This window comes from Cellulomonas sp. NEAU-ZC6 (genome assembly GCF_056844425.1).
The window spans coordinates 1,200,676-1,223,270 of record NZ_JBXFYH010000001.1 but is presented as its reverse complement, the minus strand read 5'-3'; the positions used below and the strand labels follow the sequence as shown (position 1 = coordinate 1,223,270).

Annotated in this window: 22 protein-coding genes; 14 read left to right on the top strand and 8 right to left on the bottom strand. The window is 75.7% G+C overall.

The annotated features are described in order from the left end of the window. Positions 1-74 precede the first annotated feature (74 nt). From mtrA to secA, 7 genes are all read left to right on the top strand, one after another. Positions 75-758 carry an MtrAB system response regulator MtrA gene (mtrA, locus tag AC1050_RS05665; RefSeq protein ID WP_454049366.1) on the top strand — a complete coding sequence of 228 codons (684 nt, stop codon included), beginning with the start codon at positions 75-77 and terminating at the stop codon, positions 756-758. Then, a complete protein-coding gene (gene mtrB / locus AC1050_RS05660) occupies positions 755-2,632 on the top strand; it encodes an MtrAB system histidine kinase MtrB (protein ID WP_482386384.1) in 1,878 nt (625 codons plus the stop codon). Before mtrA ends, mtrB begins: the two co-directional genes overlap by 4 nt. After that, a complete protein-coding gene (locus AC1050_RS05655) occupies positions 2,629-4,341 on the top strand; it encodes an LpqB family beta-propeller domain-containing protein (protein WP_482386383.1) in 1,713 nt (570 codons plus the stop codon). The genes mtrB and AC1050_RS05655 overlap by 4 nt, the downstream gene beginning before the upstream one ends. A 100-nt stretch (positions 4,342-4,441) precedes the next feature. After that, positions 4,442-5,191 carry a ComF family protein gene (locus tag AC1050_RS05650; RefSeq protein WP_482386382.1) on the top strand — a complete coding sequence of 250 codons (750 nt, stop codon included), beginning with the start codon at positions 4,442-4,444 and terminating at the stop codon, positions 5,189-5,191. Between the two features lie 167 nt (positions 5,192-5,358). Further along, positions 5,359-6,051 carry a ribosome hibernation-promoting factor, HPF/YfiA family gene (gene hpf / locus AC1050_RS05645; RefSeq protein ID WP_482386381.1) on the top strand — a complete coding sequence of 231 codons (693 nt, stop codon included), beginning with the start codon at positions 5,359-5,361 and terminating at the stop codon, positions 6,049-6,051. Positions 6,052-6,266: 215 nt separating this feature from the next. Then, positions 6,267-7,847, top strand: a complete 1,581-nt coding sequence (locus AC1050_RS05640; RefSeq protein WP_482386380.1) for a winged helix-turn-helix domain-containing protein — start codon at positions 6,267-6,269, stop codon at positions 7,845-7,847. A 139-nt stretch (positions 7,848-7,986) separates the two neighbouring features. After that, complete coding sequence (secA, locus tag AC1050_RS05635) at positions 7,987-10,818, top strand: preprotein translocase subunit SecA (protein ID WP_482386379.1); 2,832 nt, start codon at positions 7,987-7,989, stop codon at positions 10,816-10,818. Between the two features lie 82 nt (positions 10,819-10,900). Here secA and AC1050_RS05630 read toward each other — a convergent pair whose 3' ends face one another. Beyond that, a complete protein-coding gene (locus tag AC1050_RS05630; protein WP_482386378.1) occupies positions 10,901-11,659 on the bottom strand; it encodes an Rv3235 family protein in 759 nt (252 codons plus the stop codon). A gap of 191 nt (positions 11,660-11,850) precedes the next feature. Between AC1050_RS05630 and AC1050_RS05625 the strand changes: the two genes are divergently transcribed. Then, positions 11,851-12,336 carry a DUF6912 family protein gene (locus tag AC1050_RS05625; protein WP_482386377.1) on the top strand — a complete coding sequence of 162 codons (486 nt, stop codon included), beginning with the start codon at positions 11,851-11,853 and terminating at the stop codon, positions 12,334-12,336. A 38-nt stretch (positions 12,337-12,374) separates the two neighbouring features. Here the strand turns inward: AC1050_RS05625 and hisN are convergent, their stop codons facing one another. From hisN to AC1050_RS05605, 4 genes are all read right to left on the bottom strand, one after another. Continuing rightward, complete coding sequence (gene hisN / locus AC1050_RS05620; protein ID WP_482386376.1) at positions 12,375-13,169, bottom strand: histidinol-phosphatase; 795 nt, start codon at positions 13,167-13,169, stop codon at positions 12,375-12,377. 38 nt (positions 13,170-13,207) lie between these two features. Then, a complete protein-coding gene (gene rsgA, locus AC1050_RS05615) occupies positions 13,208-14,293 on the bottom strand; it encodes a ribosome small subunit-dependent GTPase A (protein ID WP_482386375.1) in 1,086 nt (361 codons plus the stop codon). Positions 14,294-14,309: 16 nt separating this feature from the next. Further along, the gene (aroA, locus tag AC1050_RS05610) at positions 14,310-15,605 is read right to left on the bottom strand and encodes a 3-phosphoshikimate 1-carboxyvinyltransferase (protein WP_482386374.1); all 1,296 of its coding nucleotides are present in this window, start codon (positions 15,603-15,605) and stop codon (positions 14,310-14,312) included. 135 nt (positions 15,606-15,740) lie between these two features. Then, positions 15,741-16,319 carry a DoxX family protein gene (locus tag AC1050_RS05605; RefSeq protein WP_482386373.1) on the bottom strand — a complete coding sequence of 193 codons (579 nt, stop codon included), beginning with the start codon at positions 16,317-16,319 and terminating at the stop codon, positions 15,741-15,743. Between the two features lie 116 nt (positions 16,320-16,435). Between AC1050_RS05605 and AC1050_RS05600 the strand changes: the two genes are divergently transcribed. Both AC1050_RS05600 and rsrA read left to right on the top strand, forming a co-directional pair. After that, positions 16,436-17,203, top strand: a complete 768-nt coding sequence (locus AC1050_RS05600; protein ID WP_482386372.1) for a sigma-70 family RNA polymerase sigma factor — start codon at positions 16,436-16,438, stop codon at positions 17,201-17,203. Then, a complete protein-coding gene (rsrA, locus tag AC1050_RS05595; RefSeq protein ID WP_482386371.1) occupies positions 17,200-17,502 on the top strand; it encodes a mycothiol system anti-sigma-R factor in 303 nt (100 codons plus the stop codon). The genes AC1050_RS05600 and rsrA overlap by 4 nt, the downstream gene beginning before the upstream one ends. A gap of 99 nt (positions 17,503-17,601) precedes the next feature. On the opposite strand, the gene AC1050_RS05590 is transcribed toward rsrA, so the two are convergent. After that, positions 17,602-17,676: a 50S ribosomal protein bL37 gene (locus AC1050_RS05590; RefSeq protein WP_123371254.1), complete on the bottom strand. Its 75-nt coding sequence runs from the start codon at positions 17,674-17,676 to the stop codon at positions 17,602-17,604. 136 nt (positions 17,677-17,812) lie between these two features. Between AC1050_RS05590 and AC1050_RS05585 the strand changes: the two genes are divergently transcribed. From AC1050_RS05585 to AC1050_RS05575, 3 genes are all read left to right on the top strand, one after another. Then, entirely contained in the window at positions 17,813-18,901 is a 1,089-nt protein-coding gene (locus AC1050_RS05585; protein ID WP_482386370.1) for a type IV pilus twitching motility protein PilT, read from the top strand. A gap of 70 nt (positions 18,902-18,971) precedes the next feature. Further along, positions 18,972-19,820, top strand: a complete 849-nt coding sequence (locus AC1050_RS05580; RefSeq protein ID WP_482386369.1) for a DUF4097 family beta strand repeat-containing protein — start codon at positions 18,972-18,974, stop codon at positions 19,818-19,820. After that, entirely contained in the window at positions 19,820-20,470 is a 651-nt protein-coding gene (locus AC1050_RS05575) for a PadR family transcriptional regulator (protein ID WP_482386368.1), read from the top strand. The genes AC1050_RS05580 and AC1050_RS05575 overlap by 1 nt, the downstream gene beginning before the upstream one ends. Positions 20,471-20,485: 15 nt before the next feature. Here AC1050_RS05575 and AC1050_RS05570 read toward each other — a convergent pair whose 3' ends face one another. Both AC1050_RS05570 and AC1050_RS05565 read right to left on the bottom strand, forming a co-directional pair. Further along, the gene (locus tag AC1050_RS05570; protein WP_482386367.1) at positions 20,486-21,085 is read right to left on the bottom strand and encodes a GDSL-type esterase/lipase family protein; all 600 of its coding nucleotides are present in this window, start codon (positions 21,083-21,085) and stop codon (positions 20,486-20,488) included. Between the two features lie 118 nt (positions 21,086-21,203). Then, entirely contained in the window at positions 21,204-21,359 is a 156-nt protein-coding gene (locus tag AC1050_RS05565) for a hypothetical protein (RefSeq protein WP_482386366.1), read from the bottom strand. Between the two features lie 94 nt (positions 21,360-21,453). Between AC1050_RS05565 and AC1050_RS05560 the strand changes: the two genes are divergently transcribed. Next, entirely contained in the window at positions 21,454-22,443 is a 990-nt protein-coding gene (locus tag AC1050_RS05560) for a GlxA family transcriptional regulator (protein WP_482386365.1), read from the top strand. Positions 22,444-22,595: the final 152 nt, after the last annotated feature.

Sequence of the window (22,595 nt, the reverse complement as noted above, 5' to 3'; positions counted from 1 at the left end):
GGGCGGCTGGTCCGTCCGGGGGGCTGCGGGACGTCGGCGACCTGGTCGGGACCGCCGGATGCGATCATGGTGCGATGAAGGGACGCGTTCTCGTGGTCGACGACGACACCGCCCTGTCCGAGATGATCGGCATCGTCCTGCGTTCCGAGGGGTTCGAGCCGGTCTTCTGCGCGGACGGGGACGAGGCACTGGACATCTTCCGGGCCTCCCAGCCGGACCTGGTGCTGCTCGACCTGATGCTCCCGGGCAAGGACGGCACCGAGGTGTGCCGGCTCATCCGCGCGGAGTCGGGCGTGCCCATCGTCATGCTCACCGCCAAGGCCGACACCGTGGACGTCGTGCTCGGCCTGGAGTCCGGTGCGGACGACTACATCGCCAAGCCGTTCAAGCCCAAGGAGCTGATCGCGCGGGTGCGGGCCCGCCTGCGCCGCAGCGACGAGCCGGCGCCCGAGCACCTGCGCATCGGCGACCTGTCCATCGACGTCACCGGGCACCGGGTGACGCGCGACGGCGCCCCCATCTCGCTGACGCCGCTGGAGTTCGACCTGCTGGTCGCCCTGGCGCGCAAGCCGTGGCAGGTGTTCACCCGCGAGGTGCTGCTCGAGCGGGTCTGGGGCTACCGGCACGCCGCCGACACCCGCCTGGTCAACGTGCACGTGCAGCGGCTGCGCTCGAAGATCGAGGCCGACCCCGAGCGCCCCGAGATCGTGGTGACCGTGCGCGGCGTCGGCTACAAGGCGGGCGCGACGCCGTCGTGAGCGCGGCCCGGGCCGGCACCTCGTCCGCGGCCGGCGTCGCGGGCAGGCTCGGCCGCGCGTGGCGGCTGGCCCGGGTGCGGGCGGCCGCGCGGGGGAGGCGGCTCGCCCGCGCCTGGCGCGGGTCGCTGCAGGCGCGCGTCATCACCTGGACCCTGGTGGCGGGTCTGGGCGGCCTGGTCGTGCTGGGCGGCTACCTGTCGGTCAGCGTGCGCGACGGCCTGTTCACCCAGCGGGTCGACCAGGTGCTGGCCGAGTCGGCCCGCAGCGCCGCGCAGGCGCAGGAGACGTTCGACGCCGGCACCGCGACCACGGCGCCCGAGGTGCAGCAGCTGCTCAACGACACGGTGGGCGCGCTGCGCTCCGCCGGGGCCGGTGGCCGTGAGGTGTCGATGCTGCGCACGCGCGGCCAGCAGCAGCCGATCCTCGTCACCAGCGCCGCCACCGACCCCGCCATGGTCGCGGTGGTGTCCGACGACCTGCGCGCCGCCACCGCGCAGAACGAGGGCCAGCGCTGGGAGTCGGTCGCGTTGCCGGCGTCCTCGTCGGCGACCGGGCGCGAGGAGCCGGGCGTGATGGTCGGCCAGGCCGTGACCGTGCCGGCCGCCGGGTCGTACGAGCTCTACTTCCTCTACTCGCTGCAGGCCGAGCAGGAGCGGCTCGAGTTCCTGCAGGGCGTGCTGGCGATCGGGGCGCTGGCGCTGGTGGCGCTGCTCGTCTCGATGACCTGGCTCGTGACCCGGCAGGTGGTGCGCCCGGTGCGGCTCGCCGCCCACGTCGCGGAGCGGATCGCGGACGGCCGGCTCACCGAGCGGATGACCGTGCGCGGCGAGGACGAGATGGCGCGGCTCGGGCGGTCGTTCAACGAGATGACCGAGAGCCTGCAGGACCAGATCGTCCGCATGGAGGAGCTGTCCGCGCTGCAGCGCCGGTTCGTGTCGGACGTCTCGCACGAGCTGCGCACCCCCCTGACCACGGTGCGGATGGCCGGCGAGATGCTGTACGAGGCCCGGGACGACTTCCCGCCCGCGGTGCGCCGGTCCGCCGAGCTGCTGCAGCAGCAGCTGGACCGGTTCGAGGACCTGCTGGCCGACCTGCTGGAGATCAGCCGGTTCGACGCCGGTGCCGCCGTGCTGGACGCCGAGGCGCGCGACCTGCGCGACGTCGTCTCGGCGGCGGTCGACCAGGCGGTGCCGCTCGCGGCAGCCAAGGGCAGCTGGCTCTCCGTGGCCCAGCCGGCCCAGCGCTGCGTCGCCGACGTCGACCCGCGCCGGGTGGAGCGGGTGCTGCGCAACCTGCTGGTCAACGCGATCGAGCACGCGGACGGCACGGACGTCGAGGTCACGGTCGGTGCCGACGAGCGCGCGGTCGCGATCACGGTGCGGGACCACGGCGTCGGGATGTCCCGGGACGAGGCGGCGCACGTGTTCGACCGGTTCTGGCGGGCCGACCCGGCCCGGGCGCGCACCACCGGCGGGACCGGGCTCGGCCTCGCCATCTCCCTGGAGGACGCGCACCTGCACGGCGGCTGGCTCGAGGCGTGGGGGCGGCCCCGGCAGGGCGCCTGCTTCCGGCTGACGCTGCCGCGGCGGGCCGGCATCGTGCTGGACTCCTCGCCGCTGCCCCTGGAGCCGCCCGCCGCGACCGAGCCGGCCGCGGGCACGCCGCGGCGCGACGACGACCGGGCGGACCCGGCCTCGCTGCCCGACCTGCCGCCGACCACCGGGTCGTTCGACGTCGTCGAGCGCGTCCGGGAGGCCCAGCAGGCGGTCGCCCGCGCCCGCCTGCGGGAGCAGCAGCAGGAGCAGGAGGCCGTCCGCGACGACCGTCCGCAGCCGGCCCGGCACGGCGGCGGCAGCACGGAGGAGGACCGATGACGGGCGGACACCGGCGCGCGCGGCTCGCGGCGCTGCTGGCCCTCGTGCTCGCCGCCCTCACGGCGTGCGTCGGGATCCCGACCTCGGGCCCGGTGGGCGTCGGCGTCGAGGGCGTCAGCGACCAGGGAGCCGTCGAGCCGCTCGGCGACCCGCCGCCGCAGGACGGCGCGCCTGAGGACATCGTCCGGGGCTTCCTCGGGGCGAGCGCCGCCGGGTTCACCCGGGACACCACGTCCGCCGACGCCGCCGACGACTTCCGCAACGCGCGGGAGTACCTGTCCGGCGAGGCCCGGCGCACCTGGAGCCCGCGCGACCGCGTGGTCGTGTACGCGACCGCCTCCAGCCCGGACATCCGGCTCGTGGGGGAGTCGCAGGTGCAGGTCGACGTCCGGGTCGCGGCGCGCATCGACGGGGAGGGCCAGTACGCCCAGAGCGGCGCGGACGCCCAGGAGTCGCTGGTCTTCGACCTCGTGCAGGACAGCGAGGGGCAGTGGCGGATCTCCGGGCTGGAGGACGGCGTCGTGCTGTCCGAGCCGAACTTCGAGGCGGTGTACCGGTCGGCGACGCTGTACTTCCTCTCCCAGGACGAGACCTTCCTGGTGCCGGAGACCCGGTGGTTCCCGCTGCGGAACCTGGCGACCTCGATCGTCCGGGCGCTGATCGCGGGCCCGTCGGAGTGGCTGCGGGACGCGGCGCGCAGCGCGGTGCCCGAGGGCGCGGTGCTGCAGCCGGACGCGGTGTCCGTCGACGACGCGGGCGTCGCGACCGTCAGCCTCGCCGCCGGCGGGCTGCCCGCGGAGCCCGACGACCGCGCCCTCATGCAGGCGCAGCTGGAGGCGTCGCTGCGCCTGGCCCGCGTCCGCACCGTCGAGGTGTCGGCGGGCGGCGTGCCGATGGACGCGCAGGCGGCCCAGCTGGAGCGCGGGCAGGACTGGGGCGGCTCGCTCGAGGCGGTGCAGGACGACGCCCTGGTGCAGATGGCCGCCGGCGAGCTCGAGCCGGTCGACGGCATCGCGTCGCTCGCGGGGCTCGACGCGCACGACCCCGCGCGCGACGGCACGGGCGACCTGCGGGTGATGCTCTCCGGTTCCGACGCGCTGGTCACCGTGCCCACGACCACCGTCCCGTCCAGCACGCTGCTGCGGGCGCCCGACCTCGTGGCGCCGTCGGTCGACCGCCTGGGCTGGGTGTGGACGGCGTCGACCCAGGAGCCCGGGCGGCTGCTCGCCGTGGACGCCGACGGCACCGCCGTCGACGTCGAGGCGGAGTGGCTCCAGGGGCGGTCGGTGCTGTCGCTGCGCACGGCGCGGGACGCGACCCGCGTCGCCGTGGTCTCCACCGGCTTCGACGGCGTCCGGGTCGACGTCGCCGCCGTCGTGCGCGACGACTCCGGCACCCCCCAGGTGGTCGGCGAGGCCTGGCGCACCGGTGTCACGCTGGTCGACGCGACCCGGGTCGTGTGGGTCGACGAGTCGACGCTCGGGGTGCTGGCGCGCTCGGGGACGCTGACCACGCCCGTCTACCACCTGGTGCCGCTGTCGGGTCAGGTGCAGGCGCGCCGGGCCATCGTCGACTCGGTCGACATCGCCGGCGGCAAGGGGGAGAGCGCGCTGTACGTCGCGACGTCGGAGGGCGGGCTGTTCGCCCGGTCCGGCGCGGCGTGGGAGCAGGTCGGGGAGGACGTGCGGGACCCGTCGTTCGCGGGATGACGCGCCACCGGCCGGTCCCCAGGCGCACCGCACGGGCGGGTGGGGGACGGCCGGCCGTCCCGCGGGGCTCGGCACGCCGGACGCCGGGCAGCGTGGGGACGTGCTCGTCACCGACCTCGCCCACGACCTGCTCGACCTCGTGCTGCCCGCGACCTGCGCCGGCTGCTCGGCGCCCGGCCGCGCGCTCTGCCCGGCGTGCCTGCACCGGTGGGCGGGACCGCCCCGCCGCTGCGAGCGGGCCGCCGGCCGGCTGGACCGGATGGACGGCAGCACGCTGCCCGTCTGGGCGCTCGCGGAGAACGACGGCCCCGTCCGGCGCGCCGTCGTCGCCTGGAAGGACCGCGGGCGCGCCGACGTGACGCCGTGGTTCGCCGCGGTCGTCGCCCGGGCGGCGCCGGTGGTGGGCGCCGCGGTCGGCGACGGTCCGCTGCGGGTCGTGCCGGCGCCCGCGTCGCCGCGCGGCCGGGCCCGGCGCGGCGAGGACCTGGTGGGGGCGCTCGCGCAGGCGCACGCCACCGCGCTGAGCCGCGCGCTGCCCGGCGCGGGTGCCACGGCGGCCCCCGCGCTGCGGCTCGCCGCGGGCGGCCGGGACCAGGTCGGCCTCGGCGTGCACGGCCGCGCCGCGAACCTCGCGGGGCGGGTCCGCATGCGCCCGCGCTGGCGACCCGCGCTGGGCGGCGCGCGCGTGCTGCTGGTGGACGACGTGCTCACGACCGGCGCGACGCTGGCCGCCTGCCGGACCGTGCTCGAGGACGCGGGTGCGCAGGTGGCGGGCGCGCTGGTGCTCGCCGTCACCCGTCCGCCCGGATCCCCGACCGGTTGGTTGGAAGCGGTGGCGAACCCGGGCTAGCGTGGACCCCCACAGCGGTCGGACGGCACTGTCGTCGTCCGGCTACCGAGATCTTGTGCGGCCTGCCCGCACGAGGGAGGTGATGCCGTCGACCCGCCCCACCGGGGCGTTTCAGAGCATGCTGCCGGGTGGGCCACGCCCGCCCCTGGACCTCCAGGAGGTATCCCATGGAGATCGTCGTCGCAGGCCGTCACACCGACGTCCCCGAGCGGTTCCGCCAACACGTCGCGGACAAGCTCGCCAGGCTCGAGCAGCTCGCGCCCCGCGCGCAGCGCATCGACGTCGAGGTGACCCACGAGCCCAACCCCCGGCAGGCCGCGGCCGCCGAGCGGGTCGAGCTCACCGTGGTCGGCAAGGGGCCGGTGATCCGGGCCGAGGCATCTGCGGACGACCGCTACGGGGCGTTCGACCTGGCGATCGACAAGCTGGCCGAGCGGCTCCGCCGCGCGCGGGACCGCCGCAAGAACCACCGTGGCAGGATCCCGACGCCCGCGGCCGACACGCCGCCGCCCGCGCCGGAGCCCGAGCCGGAGCCCACGACGGTCACGCGCACCGAGGACGGCGCCGTCGAGACCACGCTGGGCGACTCGCCCGTGGTCATCCGCGAGAAGGTGCACCTGGCGCAGCCGATGACCATCGACGACGCGCTCTACGAGATGGAGCTGGTCGGCCACGACTTCTTCCTGTTCGTCGACGCCGAGACCGCGCAGCCGTCGGTGGCCTACCGCCGCCGGGGCTGGAGCTACGGCGTGATCAAGCTCGACGCCGCCGTCACCAGCATGGCGACCGCCGACGGGACCACCGCGGTCTCCGGGTCCGGCGGGGTCGCCGCGCCCGCAGGGGCCGCCGCCCGGGCCTGACGCCGCAACGGCACCGCGCCCGCCGACGACCCTCCGGTCGGCGGGCGCGGTCGCGCCCGGGGCCTGCGTGCCCGGGCCCTCTCCCGGGATCTCGTCGAGTGTCCAGAAACTCACGGACATACCGGACGAACCGAGCGGGCTTCTGGACATTCGACGAGCGGGTCCGCCCGCGCGGGGCCCGGGCGCGTGTCGGAGGTGCGCGGCACGATGGGGCGATGGCCAGCAGCCCCGTCGTCGTGCCCTCCCCGCAGTCCGAGAGCCCGTCCCACGCCGGGCCGCCGCCTGGCGCGGGTCCGGGTGAGGGCGCGCAGCAGGGTGACGACGCGCACGTGGTGGAGGACGCGCGGCCGGTCGGGAGCACGTACCCGGTCGGGGGCGCGTTCGACACGGGTGACGGCCGCCTCGCGGGTGACGGCCGCCTCGCGGGTGACGGCCGCCTCGCGGGGAACGGCAGTCTCGCGGGGGTCGCGCCCGCCGGGGCCCGGAGCGGCCGGCGCACGGGCACCGCGGTCCGGGCCTCGGGGACGCTGTCGCTCTCGCAGGCGCGCCGCGTCGCACTGCGCGCGCAGGGGCTGGACCGGCCGCGGGCGGCCCGCCCCGGCCCGGCCACGATGCGGCAGCTGCAGCAGGTCGTCGACCGGCTCGGGCTGCTGCAGATCGACTCGGTCAACGTCGTGGCCCGCGCGCACCTGATGCCGACGTTCTCCCGGGCCGGCGCGTACGACACCGCCCTGCTCGACCGCGCGGCGGGCACGGCACCGCGGCGCCTGGTGGAGACCTGGGCGCACGAGGCGTCCTACGTGCCGCCGGAGACCTACGCGCTGCTGGGCTGGCGGCGGCGCGCGTACGAGAAGCACGCCTGGGGGGTCATCCGCGAGGTGCCGCTGAGCCTGTCCCCGCTGGTCGAGGAGGTGCTCGGGATGGTCGCCGCCGACGGTCCGCTGACCGCCAGCCAGGTGCACGCGCGGGTCGAGGGGGACCTGCCCCGCAGCCGCCCGGAGTGGGGCTGGAACTGGACGGCGGCCAAGCGCGTGCTCGAGTACCTGTTCTTCACCGGCCAGCTGATGTCGGCCCGCCGGAACGCGCAGTTCGAGCGCTGCTACGACCTGCCCGAGCGGGTCCTGCCGGCGCACGTGCTGGCCGCGCCGGAGCCGGACGACGCGGACGCCGTGCGGGAGCTGCTGGCGATCGCCGCGCGGGCGCACGGCGTCGCGTCCGAGCGCTGCCTGCTGGACTACTTCCGGATCCGGGGCCCGCGCGCCCGCACGGCGGTGCGCGAGCTGGTCGAGGACGGCACGCTCCTGCCCGTGCGGGTGGAGGGCTGGACGCGGCCGACGTACCTGCACGCCGAGGCGGACCTGCCGCGGCGCGCGACCGGCCGGGCGCTGCTCAGCCCGTTCGACCCGCTGGTGTTCGAGCGCCGCCGCCTCGAGGAGCTGTTCGGGCTGCGGTACCGGATCGAGATCTACGTCCCCGAGGCGCAGCGGGTGCACGGCTACTACGTGCTCCCGTTCCTCCGGGACGAGCAGCTGGCGGCGCTGGTGGACCTCAAGGCCGACCGCCGCGCCGGGGTCCTCCGGGTGCACGCGGCGCACCCGACCGCGCCTGGTGCGCCGCAGGCCCCCGGCGGCGGCGCGGCGGACGCGGACCCGGTGGGGGTCGCCGAGGACCTGGCCGCCGAGCTGCGCCTGCTCGCGGCGTGGCTGGGGCTGGACGACGTCGTCGTGGGGGACAAGGACGGCGCCCCGCGGGGTGCCCTCGCCCCGGTGCTCGCGCCGGTGCTCGCGGCGGGATGACCCCCGTGGGGCGGCGCGCGGACCTCGGGGTTGCTGCCGGTCGCGTCGCCTCACCTACGATGGACCGGGCCCGGCTGTGCGGTCGGGACGCCAGGACGTCGCACGTGGCCACGTGCGGCGCAGCGAGTCGGGAGTGCACGTGCCTGCGATCTTCGAGAAGGTCCTCCGCCTGGGTGAGGGACGCGTCCTCAAGAAGCTGTCGGGCGTCGCCCAGCAGGTGAACGCGCTGGAGGACAGCTTCACGTCGCTGTCGGACGCCGAGCTGCGCGAGGAGACCGACCGGTTCAAGGCGCGGCTCGCCGACGGCGAGACCCTGGACGACATCCAGGCCGAGGCGTTCGCCGCGGTCCGCGAGGCCGCCCGGCGCACCCTCGGCCAGCGGCACTTCGACGTCCAGCTCCAGGGCGGCGCGGCGCTGCACCTCGGCAACATCGCCGAGATGAAGACCGGTGAGGGCAAGACGCTGGTCGCCACCGCGCCGGCCTACCTCAACGCCCTGACCGGCAAGGGCGTGCACGTCGTCACGGTCAACGACTACCTGGCCAGCTACCAGGCCGAGCTGATGGGCCGCGTCTACCGGTTCCTCGGCCTGACCACCGGCGTGATCGTCTCGGGCCAGACCCCGGCCGAGCGCCGGGTCCAGTACGCCGCCGACATCACGTACGGCACGAACAACGAGTTCGGCTTCGACTTCCTGCGCGACAACATGGCGTGGAGCTCCGAGGAGCTCGTCCAGCGCGGCCACAACTACGCGATCGTGGACGAGGTCGACTCGATCCTCATCGACGAGGCCCGCACGCCGCTCATCATCTCGGGCCCCGCGTCCGGCGACGTGAACCGCTGGTACGCCGAGTTCGCCAAGGTGGTCCGCCGCCTGCAGCCCGAGCGCGACTACGAGGTCGACGAGAAGAAGCGCACCGTCGGCGTCCTGGAGCCCGGCATCGAGCGCGTCGAGGACTACCTCGGCATCGACAACCTCTACGAGTCCCTCAACACCCCGCTGATCGGCTTCCTCAACAACGCCATCAAGGCCAAGGAGCTGTTCAAGCGCGACAAGGACTACATCGTCGACAAGGGCGAGGTGCTCATCGTCGACGAGCACACCGGCCGCGTCCTGCCGGGCCGCCGGTACAACGAGGGCATGCACCAGGCCATCGAGGCCAAGGAGGGCGTGGCGATCAAGGCGGAGAACCAGACGCTCGCCACGATCACCCTGCAGAACTACTTCCGGCTCTACGAGAAGCTGGCGGGCATGACCGGTACCGCCGAGACCGAGGCGGCCGAGTTCCAGGGCACCTACAAGCTCGGCGTCGTCCCGATCCCGACCAACCGCGGCATGCAGCGCATCGACCAGCCCGACCTCGTCTACAAGAGCGAGGAGGGCAAGTACGACGCCGTCGTGGCCGACATCGTCGAGCGGCACGCGAAGGGCCAGCCCGTCCTGGTCGGCACCACGAGCGTCGAGAAGTCCGAGATCCTGTCCCGCAAGCTGCGCAAGGCCGGCGTCCCGCACGAGGTGCTGAACGCCAAGCAGCACGCCCGTGAGGCGTCGATCGTCGCGCAGGCGGGCCGCAAGGGCGCCGTCACGGTCGCCACCAACATGGCCGGCCGCGGCACCGACATCATGCTCGGCGGCAACGCCGAGTTCATGGCGGTCGCCGACCTCGCCGCTCGCGGGCTGGACGCCAAGGAGAACCCCGAGGAGTACGAGGCCGCCTGGCCCGCCGCCCTCGAGAAGGCCCGGGACGCCGTCGCGGCCGAGCACGACGAGGTCACCGAGCTCGGCGGCCTGTACGTGCTGGGCACCGAGCGGCACGAGTCCCGGCGCATCGACAACCAGCTGCGCGGCCGCTCCGGCCGCCAGGGCGACCCGGGCGAGTCCCGGTTCTACCTGTCGCTGCAGGACGACCTGATGCGCCTGTTCAACTCCGGCATGGCCGAGTCGATGATGACCCGCGCGGGCTTCCCGGACGACATGCCGCTCGAGTCCAAGATCGTCACCCGCGGCATCCGCTCCGCCCAGTCGCAGGTCGAGGCGCGCAACTTCGAGATCCGCAAGAACGTCCTCAAGTACGACGACGTGCTGTCCCGGCAGCGCGAGGTCATCTACGAGCAGCGCCGCCGCGTGCTCGAGGGCGAGAACATGCAGGAGCAGGTCGAGCACTTCCTCGAGGACGTGCTGGACGAGTACGTCACCGCGGCCACGGCCGAGGGGCACCCGGAGGACTGGGACCTCGAGCAGCTGTGGACCACGCTGAAGACCGTGTACCCGGTCTCGATCGAGGTCGACGAGGTCGTCGAGCAGGCCGGTGGCCTCGGCCGGCTCACCCCGGAGCTGCTCAAGACCGAGCTGCTGTCGGACGCGCGGATCGCCTACGGCGAGCGGGAGACCTCGCTGGGCGAGGCGAACATGCGGCAGCTGGAGCGCCGCGTCGTGCTGTCCGTGCTGGACCGCAAGTGGCGCGAGCACCTCTACGAGATGGACTACCTCAAGGAGGGCATCGGCCTGCGCGCGATGGCCCAGCGCGACCCGCTGATCGAGTACCAGCGCGAGGGCTACCAGCTCTTCCAGGCGATGACCGACTCCATCAAGGAGGAGGCCGTCGGCTACCTGTTCAACATCGAGGTCAAGGTCGCCGAGCCGGCCGCCGCGACCGCCGCGGGCGACGGGCAGGTGGCCCCGGCCGCCGAGGGGGCCGACGGCACGGCCGAGCCCGTGCTGATCGCCAAGGGCATCGACGGCCCCGAGCGCCGGGTGCCGCTGCAGTACTCCGCCCCCAGCGTCGACGGCGACAGCGGCACGACCGTCACCCGCAGCGGCCGCCGTGCCGCCGGCGGACCCGCTGCCGGCACCCCCGCCGGTCCGGCGACGGGCGCCACCGGCGCCGCGGGCGGCGACACGGCGGGCGAGGACGCGGGCAACCGCGAGGCCCGCCGGCGGGCCGCCAAGCAGCAGCGCCGCCAGGGCTGACGCCGAGCCCGGTCACCGCACCACGACGCCGCCCGCCCCGCACGGGGCGGGCGGCGTCGTGCGTCGGGCACGGGCCGGTGCGTCAGCCGACCACCAGCGCGCTGGCCCGCCACCAGCCGGACGCGCGGGTCAGGCGCACCGCCACCGCCCGGACCCGGTCGCCGTGGGCGACGACCACGGACGACTCCACGACGTGCTCGTCGACCCGGCACACCCGCACGCGGCGCACCGACGCCCGCCGGGCCGCCGACCGCCCGTCGTCGTCGCGGCGCACGTCGCGCCGGCCCGCCGCGGTGTCGAGCACCCGGGTGCCCGGGGCGGTGAGCGCCGCCCGCCGCGAGAGCGCGTCGTACACGTCCGGCGTGAGCCAGCGCGCCAGCTGGGCGAGCGGCCGGCGGCCCGCCAGCACCTCGACCGCGCCGAGGGCGACCATGCAGCACGCCTGCCGCGGGTCGAGGTCCGGCGCGGCCCCGGGCGCCGCGCCGGGCGGGCCCGGGGGAGCGGCCCGCGGTCGCGCCGGGGCGCCCCCGGGCGTGGGCCGCCGGTAGCCACCGACCCGTGGGGTGCCGACCGGTGGCGTGCTGAGCCGCGGGGTGCCGAGCCGCTCCACCACGGGCGCGTCCGCCGCCGGTGCACCCGGTGCGCCGAGCCCGTCCGCCCCGTCCGCTCCGCCCGGCCCATCCGGCCCGCCAGGGCCTGGAGGAGGGGCCGGGCGATCCTGCTCGGGTGGCGAGGCCGGCGCCGGTAGCAGCCCCGGCACCAGGCGGACCTCGACGGGCACGGTCGTGCTGCTGGTCGAGGTGCTCCCGCGGGTCGCCGTGCCGGCGGTGTCGGTGCTCATGGGGTCGTCCTCCGTCGTTGGATGGTCCGCACGTTCGACGCCCACATCTACCGGCGCGGCACGGGCCCGGTCCAGGGCAGCGCGCGGTCTGGGGACAACGACCCGGCGCGTCGTGCCCGGCCTGTCCCGGCTCGCCCCGCTTCGTCCCCGATGTGCACCGTGGTGGGCCGCCGGACGGGCACACTGGACCCGTGCGCCTCTACCTGCCTGCCACCCTGGACGAGCTCGACGACCTGCTGAGCGGGCGTGCCCCGCTCGCCGCCCCCCGCCGGGCCCACGCGGTGACCCCCGCGCTGTCCGCGCTGCTGCCGGAGGAGGACGAGGAGGGTGTCGAGTTCGCCGCGCAGCTGATGGCCGCGGACGACGCCCTCGTGCTGCTGGCCTCCCGCCCCGAGGCCGCCGGCCTGCGGCTGGTCGTGACGGTCGAGGTCGCCGACGGCGCGGTCCGCGACGCGGCGCCCGAGGACGGCGCGGGCGTCGACGACGAGGCGGCCAGCCTCGTGACGCTCACGGAGCCGGTCACGCTGGACGAGGTCGTCTGCGCGCACGTGGACGAGCCGGCCGCCCGCGCGGAGGTCGCCCGCGCGCTGGACGGGGACGACGCGGCCCTGGACGCCCTCGCCGAGCGGGACCTGCTCTGGTACGACGCGTCCGAGCTGGACCGCATCCCGCGCTGAGCGCGGCGACGCCGGCGCGGCGACCCCGCGCCGGCGCGTCAGTCCTCGATCAGCGGGTCCAGCACCTGCAGCGCGGCGTGGTGCAGCCGCCCGTTCGAGACCAGCGCCGAGCCGCCGAACGGCCCGTCGACGCCCTGCACGGACGTGAACCGCCCGCCGGCCTCGGTGACGATCGGCACCAGCGCGGCCATGTCGTGCAGTGCCAGCTCGGGCTCGGCGGACAGGTCGACGGCGCCCTCGGCGACCAGCACGTGCGACCAGAAGTCGCCGTAGCCGCGCGTGCGCCAGACCCGCCGGGTCAGGGCCAGGAAGTGGTCGAGCCGGCCCTGCTCCTCCCAGCCGCTCAGGCTGGAGTAGGCCAGCGAGGCGTCCTGCAGCCGGCCGACCTCGGAGACCCGCATCCGGGTGGCCGAGGCGAGCGACCGGCCGGTCCAGGCGCCGGAGCCCGCGGCGGCCCACCACCGGCGGCCGAGCGCGGGGGCGCTGACCAGGCCGACGACGACCTCGTCCCCGTCGAGCAGGGCGATCAGCGTGGCCCACACGGGGACCCCGCGGACGAAGTTCTTGGTGCCGTCGATGGGGTCGACCACCCAGCGGCGCGGGCCGTGGCCGGTGTCGGCCATCTCCTCGCCGTGCACGGCGTCCCGCGGGCGCGCCCGGGCCAGCTGGCCGCGGATCAGCTCCTCGGCGGTGCGGTCGGCGTCCGAGACGGGCGTCAGGTCCGGCTTGGTCTCGACGCGGAGGTCCTGCGCCTTGAACCGCGCCATGGTGACCCCGTCGACCTGGTCGGCGATCACGTGGGCGAGGCGCAGGTCGTCGTCGTACCGGGTCATGGCACCGACCCTATCCGGGCGCGGACCGGGCCCGTGCCTCAGCCCGCGCCGTCCGCCGCGCCGGTGCGGCTGACCAGCAGGCGCCGGAACGAGTCGACGCGGGCGGTGCGGGCCGCACGGGTCTCGTCGTCCGCCGCGGCGCCGACCCACTCGTCGAGCGCGCAGTCCGGCGCGTCGGCGGCGTGCGTGCACCCTCGTGGGCACTCCTCGGCGACCGCCGCGAGGTCGGCGAACGCGCCGAGCAGGTGGTCCGGGCCGACGTGCGCGAGGCCGAACGACCGGACGCCGGGGGTGTCGATCACCCAGGTGCCGCGGGGGCCCGGGACGCGCAGGGCGACGGCCGAGGTCGAGGTGTGCCGGCCGCGCCCGGTGACGTCGTTGACCACGCCGGTGACGCGCAGCGCGTCCGGCACCAGGGCGTTGACCAGCGTGGACTTGCCGACGCCGGAGTGGCCGACGAGGACGGAGGTGCGCCCGGCGAGCGCCTCGCGCAGCTCCTCGATCCCGTCGATGCCCTCGGAGCCCGAGCCGCTGCCGTCCGTGGCCGCGGTGGCCGCGCCGGCCCACCGGGTCACGACCACCCGCACCCCGATGGGCTCGTAGAGCGCGCGCAGCACGGCCGGGTCCGCGAGGTCGGCCTTGGTGAGCGCCAGCAGGACGTCCATGCCGGCGTCGTAGGCGGCGACGACGCACCGGTCGATCATCCGGGTGCGCGGCTCGGGGTCGGCCAGCGCGGTGACGACGACCAGCTGGTCGGCGTTGGCGACGATGACGCGCTCGACCGGGTCGGTGTCGTCGGCGGTGCGGCGCAGGACCGTCGAGCGGTCGCCGATCCGGACGATCCGGGACAGCGAGCCGGTCTCGCCCGTGGTGTCGCCGACCAGGTCGACGTGGTCGCCGGGGACGACGCGCTCGCGCCCGAGCTCGCGGGCCTTCATCGCGATGGCCACGCGTTCGCCGGGCCCGTCGGGGTCCACGAGCACGGTGTACCGGCCGCGGTCCACGCCCGTGACCAGGGCGCTGTCGGCGTCCGCGTGCTCGGGGCGGGTCTTGGTGCGCGGCCGCGAGCCGCGTCGGGAGGGCCGGACCCGCACGTCCGACTCGTCGAGCGCCCGGCGCGCCACGATCAGCGACCCCCGCTCACGCGAGCATGCCGTCCCACAGCCCGACGAAGTCGGGGATGGTCTTGGCGGTGGTGGCGACGTCCTCCACGAGCACGCCGGGGACGGCGAGGCCGAGCAGCGCACCGAAGGTCGCCATCCGGTGGTCCGCGTAGGTGCGGACGGTGCCGGCGTGCAGCGGTCGCGGCGTGATGACGAGGCCGTCGGCGGTCTGCTCGGCCTGGCCGCCCAGCCGGGTGATCTCGGCGGACAGCGCCGCCAACCGGTCGGTCTCGTGCCCGCGCAGGTGCGCGATGCCGCGCAGCCGGGTGGGGGAGTCGGCGAGCGCGGCGAGCGCGGCGATGGTCGGGGCGATCTCGCCGGCGGCGTGCAGGTCCAGGTCGACGCCGTGCACCGTGCCCGTGCCGGTGACCGCGAGGACGTCGCCGTCCAGCCGGGTGCTCGCGCCCATCTGCTCGAGGATCCCCGGCAGCAGGCCGCCGGGCTGGGTGGTCGCGGCCGGCCAGGCGGCGACGCGCACCGTGCCGCCCGCCACCAGCGCGGCGCACAGGAACGGCGCGGCGTTGGACAGGTCGGGCTCGACGCGGACGTCACGAGCCGCGACGGGACCCGGCTCGACGTGCCAGATGGTGGGGCGGGAGTCGTCGACCTGCACCCCGGCGGCACGTAGCGCCGCGACCGTCATCTCGATGTGCGGCAGGCTGGGCAGCGTGGGTCCGGTGTGCCGGACGGTCAGGCCCTGGCCGAACCGGGCGGCCGTCAGCAGCAGCCCCGACACGAACTGCGAGGAGCCGGACGCGTCGAGGTCCACGCTGCCCCCGCGGACGGCGCCGGTCCCCGTGACCGTGAACGGCAGGTGGCCCGGCTCGCCGTGCTCGGTGACCCCGACGCCGAGCGCGCGCAGGGCCCGCAGGACGGGACCCATCGGGCGCACCCGGGCCCCGGCGTCGCCGTCGAACCGCACCGGGCCGTCGGCGAGCGCAGCCACGGCGGGCAGGAACCGCATGACGGTGCCCGCCAGGCCGCAGTCGACGGTGCGCGGGCCGCGGAGCGCCCCCGGCGTGACCAGCCAGTCGCCCGGCGCGGCGGGGTCGTCCTCGACGGCCGTGCCGAGGTCCCGCAGGGCCTGGGCCATCAGCAGGGTGTCGCGCGAGCGCAGCGGGCCGCGGAGCCGGCCGGGCCCGTCGGCGAGCGCGGCCAGCACCAGGTACCGGTTGGTCAGGCTCTTCGACCCGGGGACCGGGACCGTGGCGTCGAGGGGTCCGTCCGCGGTCGGGGCGGGCCAGTCGAGGTCCACGTCGGGGCTGGTGCTCATGCCGCCCAGGCTACCGACCCGCCCGCGACCTGCCGTCGCGGCGTCCACGCCGGGAGCGCGCGGACACGACGCGCGCGGACCCGCTCCGGGTGCGCGCTCGTGCGGTCGGTGCGCTGCTCGCGCGCCGGACGCCGGTCAGTGCACCGCGTCGGCGATCTTCTTCGACGCCGCCTTCTTCGCCGCCGCCGCGGTCGCCGCGGCGGCAGCCGCCTTCGCGGTGGCCGCGCGGGTGGCGCGGGCGTGCTCGACCCGCCACCGCACGCCCGGCCGGCCGGCCGTGTCCGCGGCGGCGATCAGCGCGCCGCCCGTCATCGACAGCCCGCGCAGGAACCGGGCCCGGCGGTCCTTCTTGTCCTGCTCGCCGAGGTGCGTGCGCTCCTTGCGGGACGCCGGCGCGTCCGCCGCGGCCAGGGGCAGGGTGAGCGCGGCGAGCGCCAGGGCGGCGGCCCGCGGCGCCCGGCCCGTGGCGAGCAGCAGCGCGGACAGCGCGGTCGCCGCGCCGTGCGCCCGCACCACGGTGGCGAGCTGTGCGTCCGACGGGTGCCGGTACGCGTCCAGGGCGCCGCCGAGGGCACCGGCGGGCACGGTGGCGGTGAGCCGGTCCACGGCCCCCCGCGCGACGGCGACGTGCGCGGCGGGCCGGCGCAGCGCGTCGACCCCCTCGCTCAGGAACCACGACGCGAACAGCGGTCGGGCGATGCGGCGCAGCAGCATGACGTCCTCCAGTCGGGCCGTCCGCGACGCGCGGACGCCTGCTGACCAAACTATCGGCCCGGGAACCTGTGCGCCGCCCGGGAATGCACCGGGCGGGGGGCGACGTTGTGCAGGCCATGAGCTGTTCCACCCTCGAACGACCTGCGGCCGGCGCCGCGCCGGGCGGCGTCGCCGTGCTGACGCGACCCCCGGCCGACGGCACGACCCCCGTGCTCGGACTAGGCTCGGCGGTGATGAGCGAGGACACCACACGCGCCCCCGAGTCCGAGGACGACGCGGCGCGCAGCGAGCGGTTCGAGGCCGAGGCGCTGGTCTACCTGGACCAGCTGTACGGCGCCGCCCTGCGCATGACCCGGAACCCGTCCGACGCCGAGGACCTGGTGCAGGAGACGTTCGCCAAGGCGTTCGCCGCGTTCCACCAGTACCGGCCGGGCACCAACCTCAAGGCGTGGCTGTACCGCATCCTCACCAACACGTTCATCAACTCGTACCGCAAGAAGCAGCGCGAGCCGCAGCAGTCGCAGGCGGACGAGATCGAGGACTGGCAGATCGCGCGCGCCGAGTCGCACACGTCGACCGGCCTGCGGTCGGCCGAGGCCGAGGCGCTGGACCACCTGCCGGACTCCGACGTGAAGGACGCGCTCGCGCGGCTGCCCGAGGAGTTCCGGATCGCGGTGTACCTGGCGGACGTCGAGGGCTTCGCCTACAAGGAGATCGCCGAGATCATGGGCACCCCGATCGGGACCGTGATGTCGCGGCTGCACCGCGGCCGCGGCCAGCTGCGCGACATGCTGGCCGACTACGCCCGCGGACGCGGGCTGGTGGCGTCGGCTGCGGCCGGCGGGGAGAAGACCGGGACGGGATCGTCGAGGAGGACGCGATGACGGGCACTGACGCCGCGGAGGACCAGCCCGCGACGGGGTCGGTCGCGGAGGGCTGCGGCCCCGACTGCGAGCAGGCGCTGGGCCGGCTGTTCGCCTACGTCGACCGCGAGCTGGAGTCCGGTGACGCCGCGCAGGTGCGCGCGCACATCGAGGACTGCCGCCCGTGCCTGGACGAGATGGCCGTGGAGACGATGCTCAAGGAGCTCGTGAAGCGGTGCTGCCAGGAGCAGGCGCCGGCGGACCTGCGGGTGAAGATCCACGCCCAGCTCACGACGCTGCGGGTGACCCGCCCCGTCTGACGCCGCCGCGTGCTCGGCGAAGGACTGCTGGTACGACGAAGGGCCCGTTGCGCTGCACCGGGCCCTTCGTCATCCGTGCGGCTGCGCCGCCCGACGCGCTCAGGCGTTGGGGCGCTTGCCGTGGTTGGCGGAGCTCCCGGCACGGGAACGGCGCTTGCGACCACGCTTGCTCATCGATCTCTCCCTGGTCAGGCATTCCGGCCGGACGAGGTTGCCCCGACGGCCCAGTGACTCCCCATCGTCCCACATCCGCGGCGCTGGTCGGCACCGATGGTTCAAGGACCGGCCGCTTCCGGCCGATGGAACGGGGGTGAGCGACCAGCCCCAGTCCGTCGTCCCCCTCCTGCACGCCCTGGCCCAGGCGGGCGGGTCCGACCTGCACGTCAAGGTGGGGTCCGAGCCGCGCGTGCGCGTGGACGGGCGGCTGCGCCGGCTGCAGGTGCCGTCGCTGATGCCGCGCGACACGGAGCACATGCTGGGGGAGGTGCTGCCCGACGACCTGACCGGGACGTTCCACCAGACGCACGAGGCGGACTTCGCGTTCTCGCTGTCCGGCGTCGGCCGGTTCCGCGTGAACGCGTACCAGGCCCGCGGCACGTACGGCATGGTCTTCCGCCTGGTCTCGACGGGCGCGCAGTCGCTGTCCGAGCTGACGCTCCCGCCGGTGCTCGGCGAGCTCGCGCTGGAGCCGCGCGGCCTGGTGCTGGTCACCGGACCGACCGGCTCCGGCAAGACCACCACGCTGGCGTCGATGATCGACCTGATCAACACGACCCGCGAGGCCAACATCGTCACGATCGAGGACCCGATCGAGGTGCTGCACCCGGACAAGCGCGGGATCGTCTCCCAGCGCGAGATCCGGCAGGACACCGCGGACTTCACCGTCGCGCTGCGCGCCGCGATGCGCCAGGACCCGGACGTGATCTTCGTCGGCGAGATGCGTGACGTCGAGACCGTGCGCGCGGCGCTGTCCGCCGCCGAGACCGGTCACCTGGTGCTGTCGACGCTGCACACCATCGACGCGGCCGAGTCCATCAACCGGATCGTCGACTTCTTCCCCCCGCACGAGCAGCAGCAGATCCGCGTGGCGCTGGCGCAGGCGCTGCGCGGCATCGTGTCGCAGCGGCTGGCCCGCCGGGCGGACGGCCAGGGCCGGATCGCCGTGGTGGAGGTGCTGGTCAACACGGGTCGTACCGCCGAGGCGATCGTCGACCCCGCGAACGCGGAGCCGCTGCTGGACCTGATCCGGCAGGGCGACTACTACCAGATGCAGACCTTCGACCAGCACCTGGTGCGCCTCGTCTCCGACGGCACCGTGACGTACGACGAGGCGCTCGGGGTGGCGACCAACCCGCAGGACCTGACGGTCGAGCTGCGGTCGGTCGGCGTGATCGTCTGACCTTGTGGGCCCGGGCGGCCCGGGCTAGCGTGGCAGGACGCGATATATCTCGAGGACGAGGGAGAGCGTCATGGCCACGGAGTCCTGGGTCGTCATCGGCCCGCAGATCATCGAGCTCGAGGACGTGCGCTCGCTGCGCGTCCAGGTCAACGGCGGTCGCGTCGACGTCGTGGCGCACGACGACCCGACGCTGACCGGGACCCGGGTCGAGGTGCACCGCGTCGACGGCCTGCCGCTGGAGGTCACGTACGCGGACGGCGCCCTGTGGGCCGGCGTCCGGTCGGTGACCGGGCTGGACGGCCTGCTGGACAAGCTCCGCGGGCCGCACCAGCGCGACCGGGTGGACGTGCACATCGCGGTGCCGGCGGCGGTCGCCGCGTCGCTCGCGTCGGTGAACGCGGACCTCCTGCTCGCGGGCCTGCAGCAGGACGCGAGCGTCTCCACCGTCGGGGGCGCCATCCTGACGGACGGCACGCGCGGGGCGCTGTCGGTCAAGAGCGTGTCGTCCGCGGTCGTGGTCCGGGACCACGCCGGCGACCTGTCCGTCGGCACGGTGTCCGGTGCCGCGACCGCCTCCGGCGCGCTGTCCCGGGTGACCGTGACCACCGTGTCCGGCGAGGTCACGCTCGACTGCGCGTCGGCCAGCTCCGTCTGCCACGTCCGGACGGTGTCGGGCGACGTCGCGGTGCGGCTGCCCACCGGCCACGGCGTCGGCGTCGAGGCGCGCAGCGTGTCCGGGCGGGTGGTCGTGGACGGCGTCGAGCACGGTGACCGCCGGCCCGGCCGCACCAGCGTCGACCTGCGGGACGACCGCGCCACCTGCTTCGTGTACTCCCAGACCGTCTCCGGACACCTGACGGTGCTGCACGGCGCGCCGCTCCCCGAGCCCGCGGAGGGTGCCGGCGCGGGGACCGCCTGATGCCCGTGTTCGCGCACGGGCAGCTCCGGCTCTACCTGCTGCACCTGCTCGAGGCGGGACCGCGGCACGGCTACGAGCTGATCACCGCGCTGTCCGAGCGGTTCGGCGGCACGTACCGGCCCAGCGCCGGCACGGTGTACCCCCGGCTGTCCCGGCTCGAGGAGGAGGGCCTGGTCGAGCGCACGGTGTCCGGGCGCAAGACGACGTACACGCTCACCGAGCGCGGCCGCGCCGAGCTCGAGGCGCACCGCGCGGAGCTCTCCCTGCTGGAGCGCGAGTTGGCCGACACCGTCCGGCGGCTCGCCGCGCAGGTGCGGCGGGAGGTCGCCGGGTCGATGGCCGGGATGCGTGCGGACCTCGCGGCGGCGGCGCAGCAGGCCCGGGCGGCGGCGCGTGAGCCGGGGCGCGACCCGGCTCGTGATCCAGTGCGCGGCCAGGCCCGTGACTCGGGGCGCGAGGCGCACGCCGCCGGGGCGAGGCGGGCGCTGCGGGCCGAGATCGAGGGGGAGCTGACGGCGTTCCGCCAGGACGTGCGGGCGGCGCTGCGCGCGGCCGAGGCGCACGGCGGCCCGTCCCCGCTGACGGCCGACACGGTGCGGGCGGTGCTCGCGAGCGCCCGCGCGGCGATCAGGTCGACGCTGCCGCCCTGAGCCGACGGCGGCGGGTCAGACCACGTCCTCCGGCAGGCCGAGCCACGCGTTCCAGTGCGAGTGGAGCACCAGCCAGGCCATCAGCCCGTAGCCGGCCTGGCCGGGCAGCGAGCCGTCGCCGGCCGCGAGGTCGGCGAGCCACTGCTCGTGGCCGGCCAGCGGGGAGAACGTGTCGACGTACGGCACCCGGCGGCGGGTGGTGACGTCGGCGAAGGCCGCGGACAGGTCGGCGAGGGCCGTCGGGTCGACCCCGGCGCCCGGGGGCGGGCCCACCACGAACGCGGGCATCCGGCGCTGCTCGGCGGCGTCCAGGATGTTGGCGAGGTTCAGCCGGCTGCGCGCGAGGGAGAGGTTCACCAGCGCGTCGGCCCGGCCCAGCGCCACGACCAGCCGCGTGTCGGCCTCGGCGGAGGACCGGCGTGCGACCTCCTCCTCCCAGCGCGCGGACAGGCCGGAGGTGTTCTCGCCCGGGACCGCGAGCGTGAGCACGGTCGGCGGTACCGGCGCGGCGGTGCGGGCGGCGACCCGGCCGACCCAGCCCAGCGCGCGCGGGTCTCCGGCGCCCGCGGCCAGCTCGTCCCCGATCACCACCAGGCGCAGCGGCAGCTCGCCCACGTCCGTCCCCGTCCTGTCGCCCGTCTGGTCCCGCGCGGCCCGCGAGGCGGGTCGTGCGCCGGACCAGTCTCGCAGCCGGACGGCGGTGCGGCCTCGACCGACGCGCTCGCCGACGCGGTCAGGACAGGTGGTGGCCGGTGTCCTCGGTCCAGTCGTGGCGGGAGCGCGGCGGGCTGCGGTGGCCCAGGCCGTCGGTGCGCACCCAGTCGTAGAGCCGGGCACCGAGCCAGGCGGTCAGCGTCAGCAGGGCCAGGAGGATCAGCAACGTGGTCATGGCAGAAATCATGTTCTCGTCGACGTGCCGCCACGAGTGGCAGGACTGCCCGATCCCATCGACATCCCGCCAGTTGGCGTGGCAGGCTACGACCATGCTGCAGCGAGTCGCCGCGATCGCGGTCCCCGGGGTGTCGGCGTTCGAGCTCGGGCTGGTCTGCGAGGTGTTCGGCATCGACCGCTCGGACACCGGCGGCCCGGTGTTCGACTTCACCCTGTGCACGCCCGAGCCCGGCCGCGTCGCCATGGAGCCCGCGCTCGCGGTCGAGGTGACGGCCGGCCTGGAGGCCGCCGCCGACGCCGACCTGGTGGTGTTCCTGCCCTACAAGGCGCCGTACGGGCTGCCCGACGCCGCGCGGGACGCGCTGCGCGCCGCCCACGACCGCGGTGCCTGGGTGATGAGCATCTGCTCGGGCACCTTCGCGCTCGGCGAGGCCGGGCTGCTCGACGGGCGGCGCTGCACCACGCACTGGATGTACGCCGACGACCTGCAGCGCCGGTACCCGACGGCTGAGGTCGACCCGGCCGTGCTCTACGTGGAGGACCGCGGCGTGATCAGCAGCGCCGGCACCGCCGCGGGCATCGACGCGTGCCTGCACCTGGTCCGCCGCGAGCTCGGGGCCGAGCAGGCCGCCGCGGTCGCCCGGCGCATGGTCGTGCCGCCGCACCGGGACGGCGGCCAGGCGCAGTACGTCGACACGCCGCTGCCCTGCGACGCGGACACGCTGGCGCCGCTGCTCGCGTGGATGACGGAGCACCTCGACGCCGAGCTGACCGTGCCGGACCTCGCGGCGCGCGCGCTGATGTCCGAGCGCACGTTCGCCCGGCGGTTCCGCGCCGAGACGGGCACGACGCCCGCCGCGTGGGTGACCCGGCAGCGGCTCGTACGGGCGCAGGAGCTGCTCGAGCGCACGTCGGCCGGCGTCGACGAGGTCGCGCGCACCAGCGGGTTCGGCAGCGCCGCGATCCTGCGGCACCACTTCGCCCGCGTGCTCGGCACCAGCCCGCAGGCCTACCGCCGCCAGTTCGCGTGCACCGACGAGGCCGAGTCCGCCGCCGACCGCAACGCGGTCGCCGTCGCCTGACCCGCGCACCCACCTCGCGCACCCACGCGCGCGGCGTTGAAAGCGCACAAACCTCAGGACAGAACAGTCCATACCGGGCGGGTTTGTGCGCTTTCAACGCCGCGGGCGCGCAGGGGGAGAGGCCGGGACCCCCGCGGGGGTCCCGGCCTCTC

Excerpts from the sequence above, each read along its gene's own strand:
- hpf (WP_482386381.1), top strand. The coding sequence starts at position 5,359 with ATGGAGATCGTCGTCGCAGGCCGTCACACCGACGTCCCCGAGCGGTTC.
- AC1050_RS05565 (WP_482386366.1), bottom strand. The coding sequence starts at position 21,359 with ATGACCACGTTGCTGATCCTCCTGGCCCTGCTGACGCTGACCGCCTGG.
- AC1050_RS05575 (WP_482386368.1), top strand. The coding sequence starts at position 19,820 with ATGCCCGTGTTCGCGCACGGGCAGCTCCGGCTCTACCTGCTGCACCTG.
- rsrA (WP_482386371.1), top strand. The coding sequence starts at position 17,200 with ATGACGGGCACTGACGCCGCGGAGGACCAGCCCGCGACGGGGTCGGTC.
- AC1050_RS05600 (WP_482386372.1), top strand. The coding sequence starts at position 16,436 with ATGAGCTGTTCCACCCTCGAACGACCTGCGGCCGGCGCCGCGCCGGGC.
- AC1050_RS05630 (WP_482386378.1), bottom strand. The coding sequence starts at position 11,659 with ATGAGCACCGACACCGCCGGCACGGCGACCCGCGGGAGCACCTCGACC.
- hisN (WP_482386376.1), bottom strand. The coding sequence starts at position 13,169 with ATGACCCGGTACGACGACGACCTGCGCCTCGCCCACGTGATCGCCGAC.
- AC1050_RS05655 (WP_482386383.1), top strand. The coding sequence starts at position 2,629 with ATGACGGGCGGACACCGGCGCGCGCGGCTCGCGGCGCTGCTGGCCCTC.
- AC1050_RS05560 (WP_482386365.1), top strand. The coding sequence starts at position 21,454 with ATGCTGCAGCGAGTCGCCGCGATCGCGGTCCCCGGGGTGTCGGCGTTC.
- mtrA (WP_454049366.1), top strand. The coding sequence starts at position 75 with ATGAAGGGACGCGTTCTCGTGGTCGACGACGACACCGCCCTGTCCGAG.
- AC1050_RS05580 (WP_482386369.1), top strand. The coding sequence starts at position 18,972 with ATGGCCACGGAGTCCTGGGTCGTCATCGGCCCGCAGATCATCGAGCTC.
- AC1050_RS05640 (WP_482386380.1), top strand. The coding sequence starts at position 6,267 with ATGGCCAGCAGCCCCGTCGTCGTGCCCTCCCCGCAGTCCGAGAGCCCG.
- aroA (WP_482386374.1), bottom strand. The coding sequence starts at position 15,605 with ATGAGCACCAGCCCCGACGTGGACCTCGACTGGCCCGCCCCGACCGCG.
- AC1050_RS05605 (WP_482386373.1), bottom strand. The coding sequence starts at position 16,319 with ATGCTGCTGCGCCGCATCGCCCGACCGCTGTTCGCGTCGTGGTTCCTG.